General features: G+C 40.1%; 16 protein-coding genes and 1 pseudogene. 10 read left to right on the top strand and 7 right to left on the bottom strand.

Annotation, left to right across the window (positions count from 1 at the left end; genetic code table 11):
• Positions 1 to 7 precede the first annotated feature (7 nt).
• Both HUN01_RS07295 and HUN01_RS07290 read right to left on the bottom strand, forming a co-directional pair.
• Entirely contained in the window at positions 8 to 631 is a 624-nt protein-coding gene (locus HUN01_RS07295; RefSeq protein WP_181930710.1) for a Uma2 family endonuclease, read from the bottom strand.
• Between the two features lie 60 nt (positions 632 to 691).
• Positions 692 to 871 (bottom strand): hypothetical protein, encoded by a 180-nt coding sequence (locus HUN01_RS07290; RefSeq protein ID WP_181930709.1) that lies wholly within the window; start codon positions 869 to 871, stop codon positions 692 to 694.
• Between the two features lie 298 nt (positions 872 to 1169).
• On the opposite strand from HUN01_RS07290, the gene HUN01_RS07285 reads away from it, so the two are divergent.
• The 5 genes and pseudogenes from HUN01_RS07285 to HUN01_RS35210 all read left to right on the top strand — a co-directional run bounded on the left by HUN01_RS07285 (position 1170) and on the right by HUN01_RS35210 (position 8157).
• Positions 1170 to 3578: a dynamin family protein gene (locus HUN01_RS07285; protein WP_181930708.1), complete on the top strand. Its 2409-nt coding sequence runs from the start codon at positions 1170 to 1172 to the stop codon at positions 3576 to 3578.
• A 157-nt stretch (positions 3579 to 3735) separates the two neighbouring features.
• A complete protein-coding gene (locus tag HUN01_RS07280) occupies positions 3736 to 4581 on the top strand; it encodes a hypothetical protein (RefSeq protein ID WP_181930707.1) in 846 nt (281 codons plus the stop codon).
• Between the two features lie 11 nt (positions 4582 to 4592).
• Positions 4593 to 5288 carry a dynamin family protein gene (locus tag HUN01_RS07275; protein ID WP_203219525.1) on the top strand — a complete coding sequence of 232 codons (696 nt, stop codon included), beginning with the start codon at positions 4593 to 4595 and terminating at the stop codon, positions 5286 to 5288.
• 63 nt (positions 5289 to 5351) lie between these two features.
• A pseudogene (locus HUN01_RS07270) lies at positions 5352 to 6307 on the top strand (IS630 family transposase).
• Positions 6308 to 6477: 170 nt separating this feature from the next.
• Positions 6478 to 8157, top strand: a complete 1680-nt coding sequence (locus tag HUN01_RS35210; protein ID WP_238846055.1) for a Dynamin family protein — start codon at positions 6478 to 6480, stop codon at positions 8155 to 8157.
• Here the strand turns inward: HUN01_RS35210 and HUN01_RS07260 are convergent.
• From HUN01_RS07260 to HUN01_RS07250, 3 genes are all read right to left on the bottom strand, one after another.
• Positions 8108 to 13273 carry a WD40 domain-containing protein gene (locus tag HUN01_RS07260; RefSeq protein WP_181930706.1) on the bottom strand — a complete coding sequence of 1722 codons (5166 nt, stop codon included), beginning with the start codon at positions 13271 to 13273 and terminating at the stop codon, positions 8108 to 8110. The two genes, HUN01_RS35210 and HUN01_RS07260, sit on opposite strands and share 50 nt — an antisense overlap.
• Positions 13249 to 14580, bottom strand: coding sequence for a P-loop NTPase fold protein (locus HUN01_RS07255; RefSeq protein ID WP_181930705.1), 1332 nt, complete (start codon positions 14578 to 14580; stop codon positions 13249 to 13251). Before HUN01_RS07255 ends, HUN01_RS07260 begins: the two co-directional genes overlap by 25 nt.
• A gap of 1017 nt (positions 14581 to 15597) precedes the next feature.
• The gene (locus HUN01_RS07250) at positions 15598 to 15831 is read right to left on the bottom strand and encodes a DUF4327 family protein (RefSeq protein ID WP_181930704.1); all 234 of its coding nucleotides are present in this window, start codon (positions 15829 to 15831) and stop codon (positions 15598 to 15600) included.
• Between the two features lie 274 nt (positions 15832 to 16105).
• Between HUN01_RS07250 and HUN01_RS07245 the strand changes: the two genes are divergently transcribed.
• Positions 16106 to 17338 carry a cysteine desulfurase-like protein gene (locus tag HUN01_RS07245; protein WP_181930703.1) on the top strand — a complete coding sequence of 411 codons (1233 nt, stop codon included), beginning with the start codon at positions 16106 to 16108 and terminating at the stop codon, positions 17336 to 17338.
• Positions 17339 to 17414: 76 nt separating this feature from the next.
• On the opposite strand, the gene HUN01_RS07240 is transcribed toward HUN01_RS07245, so the two are convergent.
• Both HUN01_RS07240 and HUN01_RS07235 read right to left on the bottom strand, forming a co-directional pair.
• Positions 17415 to 18701, bottom strand: a complete 1287-nt coding sequence (locus tag HUN01_RS07240) for a molybdopterin molybdotransferase MoeA (RefSeq protein WP_181930702.1) — start codon at positions 18699 to 18701, stop codon at positions 17415 to 17417.
• A gap of 49 nt (positions 18702 to 18750) precedes the next feature.
• Positions 18751 to 19377: a PEP-CTERM sorting domain-containing protein gene (locus tag HUN01_RS07235; protein ID WP_181930701.1), complete on the bottom strand. Its 627-nt coding sequence runs from the start codon at positions 19375 to 19377 to the stop codon at positions 18751 to 18753.
• A gap of 204 nt (positions 19378 to 19581) precedes the next feature.
• On the opposite strand from HUN01_RS07235, the gene HUN01_RS07230 reads away from it, so the two are divergent.
• From HUN01_RS07230 to HUN01_RS07215, 4 genes are all read left to right on the top strand, one after another.
• Positions 19582 to 20139 carry an RDD family protein gene (locus HUN01_RS07230; protein ID WP_181930700.1) on the top strand — a complete coding sequence of 186 codons (558 nt, stop codon included), beginning with the start codon at positions 19582 to 19584 and terminating at the stop codon, positions 20137 to 20139.
• A 43-nt stretch (positions 20140 to 20182) separates the two neighbouring features.
• Positions 20183 to 20377, top strand: coding sequence for a 50S ribosomal protein L33 (gene rpmG, locus HUN01_RS07225; RefSeq protein ID WP_094333178.1), 195 nt, complete (start codon positions 20183 to 20185; stop codon positions 20375 to 20377).
• Positions 20378 to 20379: 2 nt separating this feature from the next.
• Positions 20380 to 20595, top strand: coding sequence for a 30S ribosomal protein S18 (rpsR, locus tag HUN01_RS07220; protein WP_012411240.1), 216 nt, complete (start codon positions 20380 to 20382; stop codon positions 20593 to 20595).
• A 116-nt stretch (positions 20596 to 20711) separates the two neighbouring features.
• A complete protein-coding gene (locus tag HUN01_RS07215; protein WP_181930699.1) occupies positions 20712 to 22772 on the top strand; it encodes a ribonuclease catalytic domain-containing protein in 2061 nt (686 codons plus the stop codon).
• The last annotated feature ends 207 nt before the right edge of the window (positions 22773 to 22979 follow it).

The following is a 22979-nucleotide window of genomic DNA, read 5'->3' as shown; positions in this document are numbered from 1 at the left end:
TTGCTAATCAGCGACTCATTGTAAAAATCTGTTCAGCCGTTAAGGGAATATTCGGAAACAATCTAGAATCAATTCGATCCTGCCCTCGAAACACCTTTGGGGGTAAATACTCTGCACCTTCAAGTTGGTAGATTGTAATAGTTGGCTGCTTGGGAGAGCCAATGAACCGAATGCCACCAAAAGCGGCATAGTCCACAATGATGTACTCGAAAACGCCCAAGTCTTCATATTCAGCAAGTTTTGTCAGATAGTCGTCCTTCCAGTTGTTGCTAACGACCTCAATGATTCCGGGTGGTGGAATATATGCAGCAGCAGAACTAGATAAGGTTTTCATCCTCTGCCATTCAACTCTTGCAAATATGACAATATCTGCTTTCCGGCTTTTTTCCTTTTCGCCTGGTGCTATTTTGAGCCGAATCTGCTTGGACTGGCGCGATACGTAAGGCAGGTCATTTTCTTGGCAGTGATTTTCTAAATAGGCACACAGTCGCTGGATCAAATCCTCATGATTTGCATTTGGTTCTGATAATGGCACGGGAATCCCATCCAATAGCTCAAACTCCCTGCCTGAACCATCGTCCCAGGCAAGAAACTCTTCAAAAGTCAGTGGTTGTGTGACGGTTGCGTACATCGCCCTCGCTCTCTTGCTGACGGGTACTTTACTCAATGCTACCAATATGTACAGCTTTGTCTATGAGTCCTGGCTTATTTTCCTTTCGTAGTTCTGAAACAACGGCTTGAGGTTGGGTAATAGGATCGCACCCAATAGGTTAAGGTAAGAGACACGATAAATCGCCGTCTCTACAAAGAACTGATGATTGTAAAGACGGCGATTTATCGCGTCTTTGCGATCTAGGCTAGGGCGTGTCATCAGAAAACCTTATCCGAACCGTATTGCGATCGCATCGTGTCAAGAGCGATCGCGCATCAAACTAGTGGCAAGCAATAAATCATGTTGCGATCAGTATACGTACAATCATAAAATTTTTAACCAATTTAATAGTTAATCACGTAAAATTACGTAAGCTATTCAGCTTGTTTCCGATTATAAATAAATAGCGAAAATACTCAAATCTAGCCACACGTTAACTAAATAAAACTGAAATTTATTCAAAGTATACAGAGATTAAAAGTTCTGTAATTATAAAAAATTAGCAATAGGTTTTAAAATGAGCAATAAGTTATATAAAGTCTTTGAAGATGTAGAACAAAATGCCCAACTTTTATCTAAATATTGGCATAATTTTTCTACTGAAATATCTGAGCATTTGCCAGAGACATATCACGCCGAATTAGAAGAACTTTCTAACAAATTAGAGATAGCTATTGATAATTTAGTAGATGAACTTCAAAATCCTACTCTTACTCTTGCGACAACAGGAACTACCAGTAGTGGTAAAAGCACTTTAGTAAATCTATTATGTGGAGCAGAAATTGTTCCTGTCGCTGTTAGCGAAATGAGCGCCGGAGCAGTAACCATAGAATACAGCGAAACAAAATCTTTAATAATCCATGAAACTCCAGGAGCATTATGGGAGTGTGGAGAATGGACAGGTATTAGTGATGAGCGAATTTATCAACGCTTATACGATGTCATGATAAGTTACATCGATAACAGAGAGAAACAAGCTAATTTAGCTTGCCCTCAATCGACTATATCTTACCCTTTCAGACTCATCAAAGAATCAAAACTGGAATTACCCAGAGGTGTAAAGGTAAGAATTTTGGATTTGCCTGGTTTAGCGTATGTAGGCGATGAAGGTAACGCAAATGTGATTAAACAGTGTCGTGAGGCATTGTGCTTGGTAACATATAACAGTGCAGAAACCGACAAAGAAAAAGTTAGAACCTTGCTGCAAGAAGTAGTTGAGCAGGTAAAAGATTTAGGTGGTTCTCCTGCACGTATGCTGTTTATTCTCAATCGTATTGACATTTTTCGAGCAGATAGAAACTGGCCAGAAACCGAGAATCGTTTTGTTGAGAAGGCGATATGTAGTATCAAGCATGAACTATCCGATCAGTTAAAAGAATATACAGAAGACATTGAGAAATTACAGGTTATAAAACTGAGTACATGGGCTGCTTTATTAGCACTCCAGATAAAACAATATGATGAAATATACAGTTTAGAAGCTTGTAAAAAAGCAGATAACCATTTTAATGGGTTAATTGATGAGAATATATTAGAAGACCTACCGCGTAAAACAGAAAAATGGTCTAGACATGACCGAAATAGGGTTGCTGATGCGTTATGGAAAAAGTCTTATGCAGAAGAATTTCAGCAATCATTAAGAGAGCATATTAGTCAACATTTTCCCCGGTTAGTTATTCCTCAAGCAATAGAACGTTTTAATGTTGCTGCTGGGAATGCTATTACAGAGTGGGCTTTACAGACAACAACAGCCATCCTTAATAGTTCAGAAGAACGCTATCAAGAAGAATGTGAAAAAATCTCGTGGATTAGGTCAACACTTGATAGTTTCTTGCAAATTAGCGACAACAACTTAAGAGAACCTTTTGAAAAAATAGATAACAAAATTAAGCAAGTTTTAGCAGACGATTCAGAAGATGACTTAGTACTCTATTTAGAAAAGAATATAAGAAATCTTAATAATATTGAAGCATATAATGAATTAGGAGATAAATTATGTTCACTTTATGAGTGGCGACGGGGAATCGGTAAAGGAATAAACCAGGTATTAGAATCAGTAGCCAAGTCTTTAGAAAATGGAAGAGTAATTTTAGATACTCCAAATTTGAAAAAAGCAAATGCTTTAAATGTTAATTTGTTGGGTAACTGTTTAAAAAGACTAGTTAACTTGGGCTACACATCTTCAGTTGCCAAATCTGGTAAAAAGATGGAAGCAAGAACAGAGGAAGAGAAGAAGAAACTTAAGCAATTGAATGAAGAACTCAATGAACTGGCAATTCATTTAAATCTCGTGATGGAAGACGTATTAAAGCAAATTTGTAGTCAAGAAATAGATAGAATGTACGAGGCGGTAGTTGAGCTTTTTAAATGTCATCTATCGCATATAGAAAAAGGTACAAACGATATTGCACCTAATATTGCAATTAGATTTCCAGATTCTCAACTTATCAGAGTCGATAATAAACTCACATTTAATTTACGTTTTAAAGCAGGTTTTGCAATTACATCAGGAAATTGGCAAGAGGCTATACAAGTAGAGAAAACTAAAAGAACTTGGTATACTTTGTGGCTTGGTAAAAAAACGTATTACGAAACAGAATATAAAACTCGTTCTAGCGATAATGCAGAAATTCCCAGCATAGAACAGTTACTTGAGAATTGGCAATTTCAGGTTAAAACAGAAGATAAAGAAATAGTAAAAAAAATCTCAAGTTGGCTAATAGAACAAATTGATTCTTTAAAAAAAAATGTAGAGAAAGTCCAGAATGATGTTATCAATCGTTATGAAGATAGGCTTTATACTGCAAACAAAGAAATCACTACAGATTATGAAATGCAAAAAAATGTCTGGCAACCTATGCAACAAAAAGCTCAATACCTTGCTGAAGAATTTTATAGTTTAGGTATTAATTTAAAAGATGAGTAATAAAATAATGGAAAATTATTTTATTATATTTTTTATATATATTTTAAGCTACTTTCTTTTGAAAGTTTGTTTTAAGAGATCTAAAAAAACTTTCTCACAATGCAACAATAATAATTTTATGAAACTTTACCAGTAACCAACTTACATTTAAAAGTAAATGAACCAAAACCTGAAAAATATATACAATGATGTTTTAAGGGAAGTTTATCCTCAAATAGCAAATGATAGACTAGGTGTTTTATACAAAGTTATACACATAATACTTGAAGAAAAAGTAATATTTGAGCAAGAAGAGCAAATAAAAGCCGAGTTTTTTTGTAATCTTTTTAGTATAAAAAACAATGCTACGTTCTTGGAAGATAAAAAAGTTTTTGAAGGCTTAATTATGAATGCAAGAGACCAATTTAATCCAAAAGAAGTTTTTAAATCTATATTAGGAATAAATGAAAATAATAGATTCAATGAAAGGCAATCCGAATTATTATGGATTGTGTTAATAGCTTGTTTTATTGTTGGAACATTTGTATGTATTCAATTTATTAAAAGGCGAAAAAGTAAGGGAAGAGAGAATCAAGACAGAAATGTTCAATATTCTGAACCTATAGCTTTACAACAACCCGTAGCTTCACCACCACAATCGCTCCTCGTAGCTTTATGTCTTGTTGTACCTGCCCATGTATTAAATAAATTAAAAGAGCAATATCCAATCGATGCTAATGAAATAGAAAACCTAATAGATAATGCCTCCTATTTTCTCTGTACAAAAGTTGCTGATGCCGAATTAGTACAACAGCGTCTAGATTTAACAGATGAAAATATTTTAACTGTTGGCGAACGAAGAGAAGTTTACGTCAGAATTGATATTCGTGATGGACAAGAAATGCTTGATAAGACAGTTCCATATATTTTAAAGAGAAATCTACCATCTCACCGTCAAGGAGTTGTTAAACAATTAGCTTGTCTTGGAGATTTATCTGGTTTAGAAGCATTTAACCGTATTTAAGGAGCCTTGAAATGGATTGGAAAACAGCATCTTCTTATTATGAGGCTCGTTTAAGTGAAGCTCTAAACGTACAGCGACACGCGGTTAATTTAGCTAATTTACCTCAATCTGAAGTTCCATCTCAATTAAAATCAATACTTTTACAAGAAGCAGAACCAGCCCGTCGTCAACTTGAAAGGCTGAAAAAGCGAGAGTTTCGCATTGCAGTTGTCGGTTTAGAAAAAGCAGGAAAAAGTACTTTTATTAATGCCTGGTTAGAATGCGATTTACTTCCAGCGAAGGGAGGAAGGTGTACATTTACAACAACGCAAATTTATTCGGTTGAAAATGACACCGATCAAAAGCTTGAAGTACAAGCCAAAACAGAAGAACAATTTATCAATTTATTAAATGAAGTTGAAACAGCAAAAGCCCAAGAAGATATCAAAACTATCCGAGAAAATGAAATTACTTTGCAGCAAGTAATAAGAGAAGGTAATCGGACTTTTCCATTTACTCGTTTAGACGATATTAGGGAATCACTCAAGAAGTATGTAGCAGATGAAAAGTATGCTCATGCTGTTTTAGAAGCGAGACTTTATACTAACAAACTTGCCCAAGCTGAAGGTATTGTATTTTATGATGTTCCTGGTTTAGATTCAGGTTTAGCAAAGCACGTTGATGAAGCCAAGGAAATGCTGTCAGATTGCGATGCGGTAATATTATAGCGTTTCCCAGTCTAATGAAGTACACTAATTAAAATAAATCAGTGTATCTACTCAAGGGTAAAAATGAAACCATATTCCCTCGACTTTCGCAAAAAAATATTTGATACATACTTGTCAGGTGGAATATCACAACGTCAATTAGCAAACAAATTTTGTGTCAGTTTAGGTTTTATTGAGAAATTACTAAAGCAATATAGAGAAACAGCAAGTATCGCTCCTAAAGTTAGGACAAAACAAACTCCTCCGAAGCTCAATGAAGAACAAATTAAGATTCTTGAAGAAATAGTTGAAGCTAAGAATGATGCTACCTTGAAAGAAATTCGCTCAGAACTCAAAGAAAAAACAGGAATAACAATCGGTATCTCTACGGTAGACAGGATGTTACAGAGGATAGAAATAAGCCTAAAAAAAAACATTGCACGCCGCAGAAAAAGAGACTGAAAGAGTTCAATTATTAAGAGTACAGTTCTGGCTTCAACTTCATGGGATACCGACGGAAAACCTTGTATTTCTTGACGAAGCAGGAGCTAATCTATCTTTAATAAGACACTCCGCTCGTTCTAAAAAAGGTAAAAGAGCGAATGGCTCACGACCTCAAAAACGCTGTAAAAATGTCTCCATAATTGGAGCGCTTGCTCTCAAAGGTGTGATTAGTCAATATAGTATTTTAGGAGCATATGACGGGCTGACATTTGAGGCTTATATCTCTCAAAAAATTAGTTCCAAAGCTGTGGGAAGGCGCTTATGTAATCATGGATAATTGTTCAATTCACAAAGGTGGAGACATTGAGAAAATAATCGAATCTGCTGGAGCTAAATTGATTTATTTGCCACCATATTCTCCTGATTTTTCACCAATTGAAAACTGTTGGTCAAAAATTAAAAATTTACTACGTTCTATTGGAGCTAGAAGTTATCCAGACTTAGCAAAAGCGATTGAAAGTGCTTTTAATCAAGTCTCGTTAAATGATATTTATAACTGGTTTACCCATTCTTGTTACTGTACTTCACCAGATTAAGAAACGCTATAGCCCTCTTCTGTCACTTTCCGGGAAAGTGATCGCTAGAAGCCTCATGAGGCAATCAATACAAGCTATACTATTAGAAAAAAATAGGACTTGTATTTGTTATTAGAAAATAATCGCGCAATCGCTTGTTATACAAAAGCTCTAGATTTTAGAAAAGGCAAATGTTTTCGGAGAGTGACAGAAGAGGGATAGTACAGCGTTTTACTAGCCTGAGAGAGAAGGAACTAGAAATCATCAAATTCACAGAACTTGGTGATAAAAACATTACCGTTGCTGATAAACTTTTTGTATTTTTAAGTCGGATTGACTCATTAGCCACTCCAGAAGCACTTCAAACTCATATTGAAGAAGCATCTCAAGATTGGTTTAGACGTGCCAAACTTCCACAGGAACGTATTATATATGGTTCTGCGGGAGCATATCTAGTTTTGAATGGATTAGCTGGAGAGCAGACAAGGTTAGAGATTGGTGACGCAAACAATATTCAAGCCCAGTTAAAAAAATTAACTGGAATTATCGATGAGGAAACTTTAAATAAGAAAGGTACTGGAATTCCAGAAATCAAAGAAAAAATATTTAATTATATTAATACTGAACGTGTATTTATCTTAAAAAAGAGATGCGAGGCTTCTATAAATACAATCTTAACTACCTCTGAAGAAATTTATAATTTAGTTAGCAAACGTTATCCTGAAAACCCTGAAGACGCAAAACGATTTGAAGAAGACCGTAGACGAGTTTTGTTTAGCGAATGGTGGAATCATAGATGGGAAGAGAAGAAAGCTGATCTCCAAAAATTTTATGATTCTTCTGTTACCAATAACTCTCTCGATAATTTAACCGAGAATTCTGCAACTAGCCTCGCCAAATTTAAAGAGAGATATCTACAAATTGTAGCCAGTGAAATCCAAAAACTGAAAGAAGAAGCATTTAGAAAAAAAGCTATTATCTTTGCTGCCAATTCATTCCCACAGTTTGATCGTATGAAAGCTAATTTCGCTTGGCGTGAAGATTTATATGGCGACATTAGCAAGCTTTTATCTTCTATAGCCAGACAACTCGCTATGGAATTGAAAGATGAGGCATTAAATTTAGTCGAATATATGACAACATTATTGTGGGGGAGTAAGCAAGTAAAAGAAAGATTAATTGATAAATCGGAAGAATACTTTTTATCTAAGCTAGAAAATAGCTTAAGCGTTCTATTTTTACGTTTTGCCCGTCCAGTAGCAGAAGTATTAATTCGCGCTCCACTTAATAGCGATGCCCGCGATAAGATTGCTAAGAGCCTTGGTGTAGATATTGAAATAGTTGATAACTATTACACGGGAGAAGAAGCCGCTTTTCAAGTCCTCAAAAGATATGCAAAATATGGTTATAAATTACTCTATCATCCTGATACAAGACAACAGATTTTAGGAATAAAAGGAATCGTAGCACCTATTATTAATGTTGTCACAAAAAGTACTATAGATGTTTCCAGTGAATTTCAATCTCCGCAAGATGATGTAATATTTGAAGTTGAAAATGATATTAATGCTTTTGAAGAATACTTGCGTGCTGCAATTTTTGAAGCATCAGGTTTTGAATCGTACTGTATTCAAGAACTAAAGGGCTTGATTGATAGTTTTAGAGAAAAGCAAGGCACATGGACGGGGATTGCCAATAACGAATGGTTGCAAGAAAATCCGCTTTTGTTGGCAGAGATACCACCAGAACTGCGATCGCAAGAGTCTAACTTAGAAGTTAGCGATCGCTTGCGCCAATTATCTACTGCATTAAAAATCTGCATCACCTACCAGAACACAAGGCGCGATCGCTTTTCATTAGCTTCTGATTAGTCTGCAAATAATCATGCAGCAAATCGCAACCCCGTGCTAGTAATTTTTCCAGTTGGATGTCTGCCAAATTCTGTAAAATCACTGTACCATTACCACTACCCGCAGCCAGAGTCTGACCGTCAGGACTGAAACTAACGCTGGTTAACTCTTGCTTATCACCTTTCAAAGCAATCAGTAATGTCCCTTCTCGGTTCCAAATCCTCACTTTATCATCACTGCTAGCTGCTAGTGTCTTGCCGTCGGGGCTAAAACTGACACTGATGAAACTATCACCATCGCCTACGAGATTATTTACCAGTTTCCCGTCTCGATTCCAAATCTTCACCGTGCTATCAATACTAACTGAGGCAATGCTTTGACTATCAGGCGACCAAGCAACCCCATTTACTCGGCGGCTATGACCAGCTAATGTGTATATTAATTTACCCTCTACACTCCAGATTTTCACGTTTTTATCATCACTGGCTGAGGCTAACAATTTACCATCGGGGCTAAAACTTACCCAATTCACTGCATCTTGATGTCCTTGCAAAGTGTTGAGTAGTATACCGTCTCGACTCCAAAGCTTTACCGTTTTATCTTTACTAGCCGAGGCAATTACTTGACCATTCGGCGACCAAGCTACACCCAAGACGGTATCATTATGACCCTGTAGGGTGTTGAGCAGTTTACCGTTGCGACTCCAAAGTTTTACTGTTTTATCTTTACTAGCCGAAGCGATCGCTTTACCATCAGGACTAAAACTAACTCCCCAAACTTGACCCTGATGCCCCGTAAAACTACGGATAAGCTTACCCTCTCGATTGAAAAGTTTTACAGTTTTGTCTCGACTGGCTGCGGCTAAAGTACGACCCCCAGGGCTAAAACTGATGCTAGTCACCCAGTCATCATTAGCTTTGGGCTTTCGCAGTAACACATCATCCCAACGCCAGAGTTTTACTGTTTTATCCCGACTGGCAGAAGCCAAGGTACGACCATCTGGGCTGAAACTGACACTGTTAACCCAATTATTATGTCCCTTCAGGGTTCCCAGCAGGACACCTTGAGAACTCCAAAGTCTGATTGTCTCGTCGGTACTTGCGGAAGCGATCGTGTTACCATCACGGCTAAAACTGACGCTGGTAACTCCAGCACTATGCCCCGACAAGGTTCGCAGTAACTTACCATCTAGATTCCACAGTTTAATTGTCTGGTCTAAACTAGCAGAAGCAATAGTTTGACCATCGGGCGACCAAGCTAGACTCAAGACTGCATCATTATGCCCTGAGAAGGTTTTAAGCAACTCACCATTCCGACTCCAAAGCTTGATGGTGTTGTCAGCACTCCCAGAAGCAATAGTTTGACCATCAGTTGACCAAGCAACGCTCAAAACTGCACCATTATGTCCTTGCAAGGTTTTGAGTAATTTACCGTCCTGACTCCAAATTTTTACTGTCTTATCTGTACTAGCTGAAGCAATGAGTTGACCATCTTTACTGAAACTAACACTATTCACTACACCCTGATGTCCTAAAAGAGTAGCAAGCAGTTGACCTTCTCGACTCCAAAGTTTTACTGTCTTATCTTGGCTAGCGGAAGCAATGATTTGACTATCAGGGCTGAAACTGACGCTATTAACTACATCTTGATGCCCAGACAAGGTTTTGACCAAGCTACCATCGGGACGCCAGAGATTGATTGTAGTGTCTGCACTAGCCGAGGCAATTAAAGAGCGATGGCTTTGCCAACCCCAAGGGGGAACGCTGCTAAATGTAGCACTATTTACCCCAGATATATGCCCGTCGAAACGATTATATTCTCTCAACCCGGAAACTGCCTGATAAAGCGCCGTCTGTACTTGCTCTCTTGTATAGGAATCTACCCAGACTGTTTGTTGTAATTTTCTCCCCGCTTTTAAACCTTCCTTTAAAGCATCAATACCTTTTTGGGATGCAAAGAGGGCTTCACTGGATGCACTGAGGGTTTTAATTTCGCTATCTACTGCTGTCACTATGGAAACACTTAATCCTAATATGGCGAGAACGGAAGCAGTTAGGGCGATTTTCAACGAACGATTTAATTGAGCTTCACTGAGTCTTTGTTTCTTTTGACTTTCTGCTAGTTTTGCTGTTAATTCTTTTTCTTTGAGTTCAGCTCGTAATTGCTCAATTTCTAATTGACTCAATTCTTCCCGTTTATGTAATTCCCGCAATTCTGTTAATAAATCTAATCCCTGTTGAGGATGAGAATCTACCAATTTGGATCGCTGCTTATTTTGGCTAAGTTCCCTCTTAAGTCGCTCAATCTCAGTTTTACTTTGTTCTACTTTGTAACGCAACTGATTTAGTTGTACCTGTAAACTAGATTCTTGTTGTTGCAGGTAACGAATCAAGTCTACTAAATAATCATGAATCAATTGATAGCGTTCTGGTACATCGGGAAATATAACTACTAAACCAGAGCGCACTAAAATGTCTAAGACTAACTCTAATTTGCCACCATCTTCTAACTCTGCTAGCTGCGCCGCTAATTCAGCACGAGTTTTAAAAGGTCGGTTGTTACTTTCATCTGTTAATAAGTATAAGACGAGTAACGCGGCTCGTTCATTTTCTGGGCCGCAGTCTTTAATCAGTTCCTTAAGATATCGCTCGATGAGTTTGTTCGGTCTATATGGCTGATATTCTTCTAGTGTAGTAATGCGCTCGTCTTGAATTTGCGCTCCGACAACTTGTAATTCAATAGGGCGAACTTCACCAAATTCTGTAGATAAATCTTCGATTAAAGCATCAATTAAAGCAGGTTCTAAATTAAACTGCGATCGCTCGGTCAATTTTCGGATAATTGCTTTGGCATATTCTGGCGAAAAGTTATTTAACTGGTAACGAATATGCTTATCGAGAATATTGTTATTAATCGCTTCTAGTGCCGAAAGATGTTTAAAGTCTAATAACCGATGTAAATAATCTTCTCGCAAGGAAAGGATGACTTTGACAAAAGGTATTTTAAGGCAATCGCTAATAAATTTATCAAACTCCTGCTTCTGATTGCGATCGCTATAACCAAAGAAAAATTCTTCAAACTGGTCAAAAATTAAAACTGTGATCAGATGGTTATCAGCATTTTCTTTGAGTTGTTGTAAAATTCTGACAATGGTAATAGGTGTTTCAGAGTAGGGCAAAGCCTCCGCTTCAATGGCTGCTTCTGGCTTGATATCGGCATAAATGGCAAGGGATGCATCACTAGACATCGCCTCACTCAAAGATTTGCTTAATTCCCGTGCCCAATCGGTGTAAACTTGTAGTACTACAGGCACAGCTATTTGATCGCCAATGGCTCGGTTTTGCAGGGCTGGAACTAAACCCGCAGTGACGGTAGAACTCTTACCCACCCCTGATTGACCATGAATCACCGTCAACTTTTGATCGGCGCGGCTAATTCTGCCAATTAAGTTATTAATATCACGCTCCCGACCAGAAGCCGCAATTTCTAAAGCAACGCTGCTACTTCCAGAATGTGACATCAATGCTGGGTTTGTCGCCTGTCTTTGGGGTTGTAAACGGCCTGCACCGATAAAAGCCCGAAACCCGTACTGCTGCTCAACAGAACGGCGTTTCTGTCGAATGTAATAGGCTTCCAAATAGCGCCCTTCTTCAAAGTATAGCGATCGCAGTGTCCGCAATAAGCGAATATAACGATGGGCATCGTATTGATGGGCACTACTTTCTAATGCTGATGACAGTTCTTTTGTTGCCTTGTCTAAATATTCACGAGCGACTTCTAGTTCACCTAAATTTCGCTGTGCTTTCGCCAATACTAAATAAGAAATTTGCCCCAGCAGTAAGGGAAATAAGCAGTTATAAGGGTCATTGTGCTTTTGCGCCTCCCCTAATTTCAGCAATGATACGTGTGCTAATATACTCGCCTGTACCCACCGCGACTGCTGCACAGCCACTTGCGCCAGAAAACCGTAGTCACAAGCTAATTGGATTTGACTACCATAAGTTTGATGTAACTCCAAAGACTTTTGAGCAACAGTCTGCAACTCTTCCCACTCTTGCAGATATTGTAAAACCTCTGCAAGTTGATTAATAAATCCAGCAACTATATCTAAACGCCCAGCCATCTGCAAAATATTCAAGCATTGCTGAAAATAAGATTTTGCTGTGTACCAATGGCGGCGATTTTCTGTTTGATTTTGTTCTGCAAAACGGCAATAACACAGCCCAATATAAAATAGCAAGATTCCCTGTCGCAGAAGTAGGGGAGATGGAGGCGATGGAGGAGATGGGGAAGTAAAGGGAGCAGGGGGGGGGGCAGGGGGAGCAGGGGGAGTAGGGGAAGTAAAGTCCCCCTGCTCCCCTAACTTTTGCCAAACTTGCAAGCTTTGCTGAAAATGCCTTAAAGCTGTATTGATGCGATCGCTAATATAGTTATCTAGACCGAAAACAAATTCTAAACTAGCGTATAATTCTGGCTCTAAGGTAATACCACGATTGTGCAACTCTTTAATGGCAAAGTGCAGTTCATAACTATGTTTCCAGACTTGCTCCACAGTGGAATAATGCTTTGCAACTTGAGGAGGTTGGTGTTGTGCAGCATCGGTTGGTAACACTGTAGCAAACAAAGAGTCAGTTTCTTGTTGCAGAAATTGCCGCAATGATTGAGTTGTCATCTCAAACCGAATCGGTGTCGCCGCCCAACTAGCAAAATCTGGTGCTAAACGGACTACCTTTTGCAACACTTCTTCATTCACCCACAAAATCATTGGAAATGGGTGGCGTTTGCGAAATTCATCCCGAATATGATTGATAGACCTCAGTAAATCATCGATTCCATCTACTGACTCTAAACCCAAAATCATCAACGCCGATGGCGGATTAGCTTCAGTTACTAGTTGTAAATGAATACTTGTGTAAAGGCTTCTAGCATTATGCGGCAGAACTACCTTTTGAATTTGGTGTACTCCTGAAGAAAGTTCTTCGAGTCGTTGCAGCATAAGTTCTTGCAAAACTCGATAATTGCAGCACACCAAAACCAAGGAGAATTGACCGCTAGAAAGGGCAATTGCTCTCCCCAAACTTCGCAAAGCTCGCTCGTTAGCTACTCTTACATCTACTTGTGGGTGTCGTTCAACCATGATTTAAATTTTTCCGTCTCTGCTAAAACTGGGTTGACGGCAAACCAAGCTCCCTGATGATCGCGGTATTCAAATACAAATAAACTTCGCAATAGAGTGTGGTATTCTATATCGCCTCTAACCCTCTGCTGTTGCACCACTTGAAAGATTAATTCCCACTCATGGGGATCGATGGCGTTGGCTCGGTAATCTCGCTGTCTTTGAATCACCAAATCGACACATTCCCGTTCAAATGGTGGATCTTGTTCTCGCAGACAGTCAAACAGTAACCCCAGTAAGTCGCGGACATGACCACCACTAATCAGGCATAACCGATCTAGGGTTTCCAGACTATCAAACACTTCTGTAATTAAGCCTAACCGATCGCTAGGCAAAATGTCTGGAAAAGCTCTAGCTAGAACCATTTGCCGCAACATTGTTAGCCCTTGCGGGAAAATCTCGCCAGAGCGTAGACGCACGGGTATCATCGGTAATACTTTTGGTGCAACTCCTCCCCCTAAACGATGCTGAAGTTCGGCGCTATCGTTGGAGAAAGTCAGAGCTAGGGGAATAGTATAGACTACATGACAATTTAGTTTGCGTAACTGTTCGCCACGCTGAATAAACAAGTATTCTGGTAGCGATCGCCCCGATGGTAAAGGTCGAATTGCAACTCTATCCAAGTTATCAACAATTACCACCAATCCTTTTTTTCCCCTGGTTTTCAGTTCCTTGATGGCACGTTCTAGCAATTCTTGATTAATTGCCTGTAAAATATTTGCTGTTCGGGGTTCTAGATAATCTCTTAACCGTCGCCGCAATTGGGGACTTTCTTTAGTTTTAGCTGTGATTTTGGCAATCCCCACAGACAACTCTGCTTCTACGCCAAAGTCAATTGGTGTTTGCAGAAAATCCACAAGTTCACCAAATAACTTGGTAAAGTAGGTAGGTTTGAGACTGATTCTCATGGCTTCTAGGCTTTCACTTACCTGTCCTGCGATCGCCAATAAAATATCAGTCACATCCACATCGGCCATTTCTAAGACATGGGTAGACTCAAAGTAAACTACATGAAATTGCTGCACTTCTAATTCAGCTTTGAGGCGCAACAACTCCGTTGATTTACCACAGCCGAGATGTCCGGTAAATAGCTGACAAGTGGGAATATCCGGCGAAATTCTCGCGATCGTCCGCTGTAAAGCTTCGATGATTTTACCACCCCGCACCGCAGCAAAATCGATATAGTATCGGCGATCGCTAGGGTTTCCTATGATTAGAGGTCTGCTCGGATTGCAAGCCTGATAAAATCTTTCTAAATCTAGGAGCATAACTAATCTAGTTCACTCAGGAATAGGGATGACAAAATCTGCTGAATAAATATATTGATTTTAGGGAATTTATCTCTTAATTTAAGTACATTTCAATCAAACTACTAACTAAACTAGCAGCATTCCGGATAATTGTTCATATCTGAAGTTTGATATGACACATAATAATGCTGATATTTTAGTTGAAGTAAGCAGAAATACTACTATAAGTACAAATAGCAAAAATCCCTAATATTAAATAAGTTACTCTTATGAATATTAAAAATATCCAGCACAAAAAAAGGTACGTCAAGTACAATTTTGTAACGCTATTAAATATATAGCGGTACAAAATTGCATGTAATATAGACCACAAGCGGGATAAAAACACGCCAGCGCCAGAAAACGAAGCGATGGCTGTGGCAAACTTCTCTAGGAGAGGCTACACCAATACTAACGCCGCGTGGATGGAGGAGCTATTAACACTACTAGTATAAAATAAACCGTATTCCCAGCAGTTAGAACTACGCGACCGGATTCTGGGTTTACTTCTAAAAGGATGTTTTAAAAGTGGTTGGCTGTAATTTTAGGCACTTTTAGATCCCCCCAACCCCCTTAAAAAGGCTACGGTGTACATATAAGTCTAATTACCCCCCTTAATCCCCCCTTGCCAAGGGGGGAAATAGAAAATCCAGTTCCCTCCCCTTTGCAAGGGGAGGGTTAGGGTGGGGTAAAAACTTGGTTAATCCGCTATTTCAGACTTGTGTGTACACCGTAGCCTTAAAAAGGGGGAAAATCTCTAAAAGTCCCCCTTTTTAAGGGGGATTTAGGGGGATCTAAAACGTTTTGCTACCGACTAGAAGACTTTTAAAACATCCTCTAAAAGACTTGTGTACACTGTAATCACTAATAGACAATTATTGCTTACTTTAATAATCTCTTATTTATAACCCCCGACTGAATGCGAGGGTTGTTAATGCTGAAAAATTGATTTGTAATTTTGATTTTATTGGGATGCTGCTAATGGGGGTTCAGCCTCTAAATGCAGCCATAATCGTCTTCCCACGATTCGTGATTCAGTAGGTCGATAATTCTATCTCTGAGTAGAAATTCGTTTTTTTCTAACTCAAGTTCAAAATTAACCCAGTCACGATGAGGAATATATTTACAGAGGGTATAAATTGGCTGCTGACGGTTAATAAGTCCCTTTTTGACAAGTTGAAGTGCTTCTTCCTTGATAACCTCAATGTCGTATGTAACGGTAGTGTTCATAGGTCGTTCCTTTGTTTTCAATCAAGGAATTAAGAATCAAAACAATAGCTGCTTTGACTCTCCCTTAAACTTATCAAATAAAATTGGCGAGAATTGTGAAGAATCAAGACATTAATCCTTGCTGGAAGTTAGATATATAAGTAGTATACTCTTTGGGGTTCCAAGTATACCCTCTCTAGATAGATTGTTACAGAGCAAGAAGGCTGGCACATCTAGGCAACTTGCCAAAAGCTAGGCTAGGGTAAAGAACATTCTCTAGAGGACTTATAATACTATGCTCCTGAATCTTGATAAAGTCCGTCAATATTTTCCTGCTCTAGCTGGTGAATGGACTTTTTTTGATAATGCTGGCGGGTCACAAACTCTGAAAAAAGTAGTAGATAGAATTAGTGAATTTCTCTTAAGTTCAGATGTCCAGTTGGGAGCTTCGTATGGGGTTTCTCAACTTGCAGGAGAACGATTAGCCCTAGCAACTAGGGGAATGGCTAGTTTCATTAATGCCAATTCTTCTAAAGAAGTGGTCATGGGCCCATCTACTACAATGATGTTGAGAGTTCTCTCAATTTGTTTGGGTCAAACCTTCACACCTGGCGATGAGATTATTGTTACTAATTGTGACCATGAGGCTAATATTGGTGCTTGGGTCGCTCTTGAAAAACAAGGAATGAAGGTGAAAGTGTGGCAAATCCGTCCAGACACCTTGAAACTTCATTTAGCAGATTTAGAACCATTGATGAGTCAGCGTACCAAACTAGTAGCTTTGACTCATGCTTCTAATGTTCTGGGAACCATCAACCCAATTAAAGAAATTGCTGCATTTGTACACGATCGCAACGCGATGATTTGTGTAGATGGTGTAGCTTATGCACCCCACAGATTAGTTGATGTTCAAGATTTGGATGTAGATTTCTATGCTTTGAGTTGTTATAAAGTCTATGGGCCACATCATGCCTTACTTTATGGCAAAGAAGAACATTTATTAAGATTGCCTGGTCTTAACCATTATTTTATTGAACAGACAGATATACCTTATAAATTTCAGTTAGGTAATGTCAATTTTGAATTAAGTTATGGAATGTTAGGTTTATGTGATTACTTGAGTGAATTAGCACAACTGCACTATGGCAATGAAACTGCACCTGATTTGAGAAATCAAATGGTGCAGGCGTTTGATTTAATTAGCCTACATGAAGAAAAGATTAGCGATCGCCTCCTAAATTACCTCAACGGCAAGTCTAATGTACGAGTGATTGGTCAATCAAAGGCTGATCGTGAATTTCGTGTGCCGACTATATCTTTTATAGTAGATGGAATACATAGTTCAACTATTCCAGAAAAAATTGACCAACATTTTATTGGAATTCGCTACGGAGACTTTTATGCCAAACGGCTCATTGAATACTTGGGGTTAGCATCGCAAGGTGGAATAGTCCGGGTGAGTATGGTACATTACAACACCCTGGATGAAGTTAACAGCTTAATTGAGGCTTTTGAGCAGATATTTTAAGATTGGGCATTGGGCATTGGGCATTGGGCATTGGCAATAATCAATGAGTTTTTCTTTCCCTACCTCCCTTGCTCCCTCACTCCCCACTACTAAGCTGCAAAACTTGTATCTCTTCTTGTGGGTAAATTAGTGTTTTACCCACTGGAAGAACAGCTAAGGCATTGGTTTGGGCTAAATTAATTAAATTGCCAGAACTATGACTACCGCCAGCTTTGTGAAATTGGTAAACTCCATTAATTAAATGCAATTTCCCCCAAAGGTAAGTTTCACGCTTACCATCCGATCGCAATTCATCATGCGATCGCACTTTCAAAAACACTGGTTCCCAATTTTCAGTAATTCCCGAAAGTTTCTTAATTGCTGGTAGCACAAACCGCCAAAATGTCACCAGCACAGCCGCAGGGTTTCCTGGTAAACCAAAATAAAGTGGGGAGTTTGTAGAGACGCGATTCATCGCGTCTGTAGGATTAATCGCGTTTCTACTGGGGAAAGTGGCGACAGTGAGGGGTTTCCCTGGCCTCATTGCCACAGCGCGAATGTGAATTTTTGCTCCTAGCGATTCGATAATTGTGTCAACGTAGTCATAATCTCCCACTGAGACGCCACCAGAAGAAAGAACTATATCAGCGATCGCAACTGCGTGGGTAATGACTTTCTCCAGAGCAACTGGATCATCTTTCACAATGCCTAAAATCAACGGTTCTGCGCCACTTTGTCTCACCAAAGCTGCCAGTGCATACTGATTAGAATCCACAATTTGCCCTGATTGCAGCGGTTGATCAACTGTCACCAACTCATCACCAGTGGAAAAAATTGCCACACGCGGACGGCGGTAAACACTTAATTTTGGACATTGTGCTGCTGCCAATACAGCAATTTCTGGGGAATTTAACTTAATTCCTGCTGGTAATAGTTGTGTTCCAGCTTGGTAAAAAGATGCTTTGTGTCTGACAAATTCTTGCGGTTTTGGTGCATCCAGGATGAATACGCGGTTTTCCTCCCGACGTGTCTTCTCTTGGATAACTATAGTATCTGCACCTGCTGGGATCACCGCACCTGTAAAAATTCGCGCCGCTTGCCCTGTTTGAATCGTAGACTTGGGCTGATACCCAGCCGGAATATCTTCAACAATTTCTAAAACGGCTGGTTGTTCGGCGTTAGAGTGCTGTACATCTTCGTAGCGAACTGCGTAGCCATCCATTGCCGAATTATCCCAATGGGGAAAATCTAACGGACTGGTGACAGGTGTTGCCAAAATCCGACTATCGGCTGCGAATAAATCTACAACTTCAGTATCCCGCTGATGATCCAACGGCTGCACAAAATTTAAAATAATTGCTTCTGCATCGCCGACTGATAACATAGCGATCGCCTCCGACTTTTTCCTTTATCCCTGTAAAGTAACACTGAGTCTACTCTTGGGTAGCTTTATCTAGATTTCTATGAGCGATAAATCCCAAACTACACACTGCTAGCAAACCTACAATTATGCTTCCTTCGGGGACTTTGGATACCTGAACCGAATTGTTACTTAAATCTAGTATTTGCTTTGTGCCTGCTGCATCTCTATTGTTAAAACCAAATTCTTTAGTTAGAACCTCATCACTAAAACCTTCATCTATAAGTGCGAGATTATTATTAAGCCATGTGTCACCAGGAAGCTCATCATCCTTGCCAACATCAAAGGGGCCAAAGATTTGCTGAGTAGTGTTATCAAAGTTGAATCTCAAATAGCCGTAGTTGGATACACCACTAAGCACTGGAGTGAAACTATTTATGAGATTACTCAATGGATCAAAGAAGGAAATTGAGAGAGATTGCAAGTTCTTCGTAGCTCCCAAACCTGCTTCAGAAATAACGCTAGGAGCAGTTTTTGTATCGTAGTTAAATGAACCTTTAGCTGAATAACCAGTGTCTCCTTCCCAGCTAAAGTTGAACTCAGCAGCGTGAGCTAGGTCTTTAGTGCTTATGGCGATCGCTAACGCTAAAGCAGTAGTCGTCACCATACCAATAGCTGTTTTAGCAAACAGATGTATCATGATACAACTCCCAAGTTAATTAAAATTAATTTTCTACAACAATACAAAATTTCCCAAAAACAGACTCTTGTGGGTGGGTTCTTGCCCGCTCTAACTATGGAACTTTTATGTATAACAGTTTAAACGCCAAACCCAAATCATCACCTTAATATTAAAAACAGGAGCAATTATTTCCCAACCCCTAACTAAAAATACCTATTTTGTATGACTATCGAACGACTTCCCCAAAAACACTATCCCAAGGCTGAGATTGGGCGGCGAGGTATGGCATTGGGACTTGATTTCCTTGGTGTCTGGTTAGTCAGTTCCCTACTGGGAGGCGGCGATATCGGTATTCAATTTGTACAAATTCTAGTTTTTATCATACTTTGGCTGGTTTTGCGGGTGCTGGTAGTATACAACAATCAAGGGCAAAGTTTAGGGCGTTGGGCGTTCGACTTAAAGGTGTTGGAAGTCGAAGATGGGGAAGTAATGGGCAGAATTCCAGATTTACTCTCACTGGTGAAGCGAGAGACAATCATCGGCTTGGGTGCGCTTTTAGTATCAATTGCCCTGAGCAATATTAGAGCCAATCCCACTGCTATACTGCTAGTACTTCCCCTAGCAATTGATTGTGGGACTGCCTTATCTGATGCCCAGATGCGGCAGGCTTTACACGATCGCTATTGTGGAACTTTCATCGTTTCGTCGCGTCGTGGCTACTCGCTCGATATAAAAATCAAAAGATTAGTTGAAAATATGCGGCAGAATGTGAGAAGATAGTCATTTGTGTTAATTCTCTTCAGGCTTCACTGTTTGTAAGATTATGGCTAAGAGTAAAGGTGCCCGCATTATTGTGACACTAGAGTGTACCGAGTGTCGGACAAATTCAGATAAGCGTTCTGCTGGTGTTTCACGTTATACCAGTACCAAGAATCGCCGCAACACCACTAACCGGCTAGAACTGAAAAAGTTCTGCACCCACTGCAACAAACATACTGTTCACAAGGAAATTAAGTAGAGATGAGTTATTTCCGTCGTCGCCTTTCTCCAATCAAACCAGGAGAACCAATCGATTATAAAGATGTTGATTTATTGCGTAAGTTTGTCACCGAGCGGGGTAAAATATTGCCACGTCGGATTACTGGGCTTACGTCTCAGCAACAGCGAGAGTTGACATTAGCAATTAAGCGTTCGCGGATTGTGGCTTTGTTGCCATTTATCAATGCGGAAGGCTAAAAAGAGTGATGAGTTATGAGTGATGAGTGATGAGTTAAGAATCAAAACTCCTAACTCCTAACTCCTAACTTAAAACTATTTAATTAAACTGTTCACCAAATTAAAGTGCGAGAGTTGTGGAGAAGGGGACGCTAGTTGAATTTAGGGTTCAAGGCGATCGCCGTCTGGGCATCGTAGAACGTCCAGACGGTAAAACCCGCTGGTTTGTGGTAGACGAACGTGGTCAATCCCACAGCCTCGCGCCTAGACAAATAACTTATACAGTTACCGGACAGACTTACAAGCCCTCTGACATTGCCAGCTTTTTGGAACAGGTCAAGCCTTATGTAGACCCATCTAGCTTAGAGGTAGCTTGGGAATTACTGGTTGAGGATGGGGAAACAGTCACCCCAAACCTGATGGCAAATTTGCTATTTTCGGAATCAGCCGCGCCTCATTGTTACGCCGCCTATTGCTTGTTATCAGACGACAAACTTTATTTCAAGCAAAAAGGAGACGCTTATGAAGCCCGAACTGCTTCTCAAGTGGCAGAACGCAAGCACCAACTGGAAGTAGAGGCACTCAAAGCTAAGGGACAGCAGGAATTTTTAATTCGTGTAGAGCAGGCGCTCAAGGGTGAAGCAGTAGAATGGCAGCGCCACGATCGCCAGCGCTTAGAAGGACTAGAAAAATACGCAGCGCTACTTGCTGACACTGTGCGAACGGGAGTAAATTATGACTCCTTGGCTCGTGCTTATCCGCCAAGCGCTCCGGTATTAGAAACTATGACCATGCTGGGACGACCCACAACACCCCAAGGAGCCTTTCAACTGCTGGTAGATTTGGGTTGGTGGAGTCCTTATGAAAACTTGTTCCTGCGTCGTTCTTCAATTCCGATTCAGTTTCCTAATAAGGTATTAGAAGTGGCGCAACAGCGTTTGGATTTCCCGCCGATTGACTCAGATGCAAACCGCCTGGATCTGACTCATCTGAAGGTCTACACCATTGATGATGAAACTACCACAGAGATCGACGATGGTCTAAGTTGGGAAGTACTCCCCGATGGACGGGAACGGATTTGGGCGCATATCGCCGATCCTACTAGATGGTTAGTGCCGGAAGATGAATTAGATTTGGAAGCTAGAAAGCGGGGTAGTACAGTCTATTTACCTACGGGGATGATTCCCATGTTTCCAGAGGTATTGGCAACTGGGCCAATGAGTCTGATACAGGGAAAGGTTTGTTGCGCCCTCAGTTTCGGGATTATTTTAGGTAGTACTGGGGTAGTAGAAGATTACAGCATTCATACCAGCTTGATTAAGCCGACTTATCGCCTCACCTACGAAGATGTAGATGAAATGCTGCAATTACGAGTACAAGCAGAACCAGAAATTGCAGCGATCGCTACTTGGGCACAGCGGCGCAAAGCTTGGCGCTACGCCCAAGGGGCAATTAGCATCACCATGCCCGAAGCAACGATCAAAGTCAAAGGTGACGAGATCAACATTGATATTTTGGACGATTCCCCGTCGCGGCAACTGGTAGCAGAAATGATGATTGTTGCCGGTGAAGTTGCGGCTCGTTATGGTAAAGCTCACAACATACCTTTGCCTTTTCGCGGTCAGCCGCAACCGGAATTACCCCCAGACGAAGAATTACTCCTACTTCCGGCTGGATTCGTTCGCGCCTGCGCCATGCGTCGTTGTATGCCCAAGAGTGAAATGAGCATTACGCCTCTGCGTCATGCTGGTTTGGGTTTGGATACTTATACCCAAGCAACCTCTCCCATTCGTCGCTACAGTGACTTGCTTACCCACTTCCAACTGAAAGCTCATTTGCGGGGCGAAGTTTTACCATTTTCCGCAGAACAACTTAAAGAAGTGATGATGAATGTAACCAGCATCACCCAAGAGTTGACGATGGTGGAACGGCAAACTAATAGATATTATGCTCTAGAGTATTTACGCCGTCATCCAGAGGAAACCTGGGATGTGACAGTGTTGATGTGGCTGCGGGAAGACAGCAACTTAGCCTTAATTTTGTTAGAAGATTTGGGTTTGCAGTTACCAATGACTTTCAAACGTTCTGTGAATTTGGGCGAACAGATAGTAGTGAAAGTTAGCCACGCCGATCCACAAAAAGATATGATCCAGTTTCAAGAAATAATTTATCAAGAAGCCCAAACAGCGGCGAATTAAACTTGCTTCAACTCCTTTCAGTTAACATATAGCCCTCAGAAAATCTGGTTTCTTAGAAGAGGGATAGAAAATCACACTTCAGTAACTTTGCTAGGCATTGCAGACCAGTTTTGTAATTATTTTCCGTCAAGAATAGCTCTCAAAAGACATATTCAGGAAATTATAGAGGAAGTGCAAACTTTTAAGCACTACTTATCTGAATATGGA

The organism is Nostoc edaphicum CCNP1411, from assembly GCF_014023275.1.
In the GTDB taxonomy this organism is placed as follows: Bacteria; Cyanobacteriota; Cyanobacteriia; order Cyanobacteriales; family Nostocaceae; genus Nostoc; species Nostoc edaphicum_A.
Note: the sequence above shows the minus strand (reverse complement) of the source record. Positions and strands in the feature narration are given on the sequence as shown.

Excerpts from the sequence above, each read along its gene's own strand:
- HUN01_RS07295 (WP_181930710.1), bottom strand. The coding sequence starts at position 631 with ATGTACGCAACCGTCACACAACCACTGACTTTTGAAGAGTTTCTTGCC.
- HUN01_RS07290 (WP_181930709.1), bottom strand. The coding sequence starts at position 871 with ATGACACGCCCTAGCCTAGATCGCAAAGACGCGATAAATCGCCGTCTT.
- HUN01_RS07285 (WP_181930708.1), top strand. The coding sequence starts at position 1,170 with ATGAGCAATAAGTTATATAAAGTCTTTGAAGATGTAGAACAAAATGCC.
- HUN01_RS07280 (WP_181930707.1), top strand. The coding sequence starts at position 3,736 with ATGAACCAAAACCTGAAAAATATATACAATGATGTTTTAAGGGAAGTT.
- HUN01_RS07275 (WP_203219525.1), top strand. The coding sequence starts at position 4,593 with ATGGATTGGAAAACAGCATCTTCTTATTATGAGGCTCGTTTAAGTGAA.
- HUN01_RS35210 (WP_238846055.1), top strand. The coding sequence starts at position 6,478 with ATGTTTTCGGAGAGTGACAGAAGAGGGATAGTACAGCGTTTTACTAGC.
- HUN01_RS07260 (WP_181930706.1), bottom strand. The coding sequence starts at position 13,273 with ATGGTTGAACGACACCCACAAGTAGATGTAAGAGTAGCTAACGAGCGA.
- HUN01_RS07255 (WP_181930705.1), bottom strand. The coding sequence starts at position 14,580 with ATGCTCCTAGATTTAGAAAGATTTTATCAGGCTTGCAATCCGAGCAGA.
- HUN01_RS07250 (WP_181930704.1), bottom strand. The coding sequence starts at position 15,831 with ATGAACACTACCGTTACATACGACATTGAGGTTATCAAGGAAGAAGCA.
- HUN01_RS07245 (WP_181930703.1), top strand. The coding sequence starts at position 16,106 with ATGCTCCTGAATCTTGATAAAGTCCGTCAATATTTTCCTGCTCTAGCT.
- HUN01_RS07240 (WP_181930702.1), bottom strand. The coding sequence starts at position 18,701 with ATGTTATCAGTCGGCGATGCAGAAGCAATTATTTTAAATTTTGTGCAG.
- HUN01_RS07235 (WP_181930701.1), bottom strand. The coding sequence starts at position 19,377 with ATGATACATCTGTTTGCTAAAACAGCTATTGGTATGGTGACGACTACT.
- HUN01_RS07230 (WP_181930700.1), top strand. The coding sequence starts at position 19,582 with ATGACTATCGAACGACTTCCCCAAAAACACTATCCCAAGGCTGAGATT.
- rpmG (WP_094333178.1), top strand. The coding sequence starts at position 20,183 with ATGGCTAAGAGTAAAGGTGCCCGCATTATTGTGACACTAGAGTGTACC.
- rpsR (WP_012411240.1), top strand. The coding sequence starts at position 20,380 with ATGAGTTATTTCCGTCGTCGCCTTTCTCCAATCAAACCAGGAGAACCA.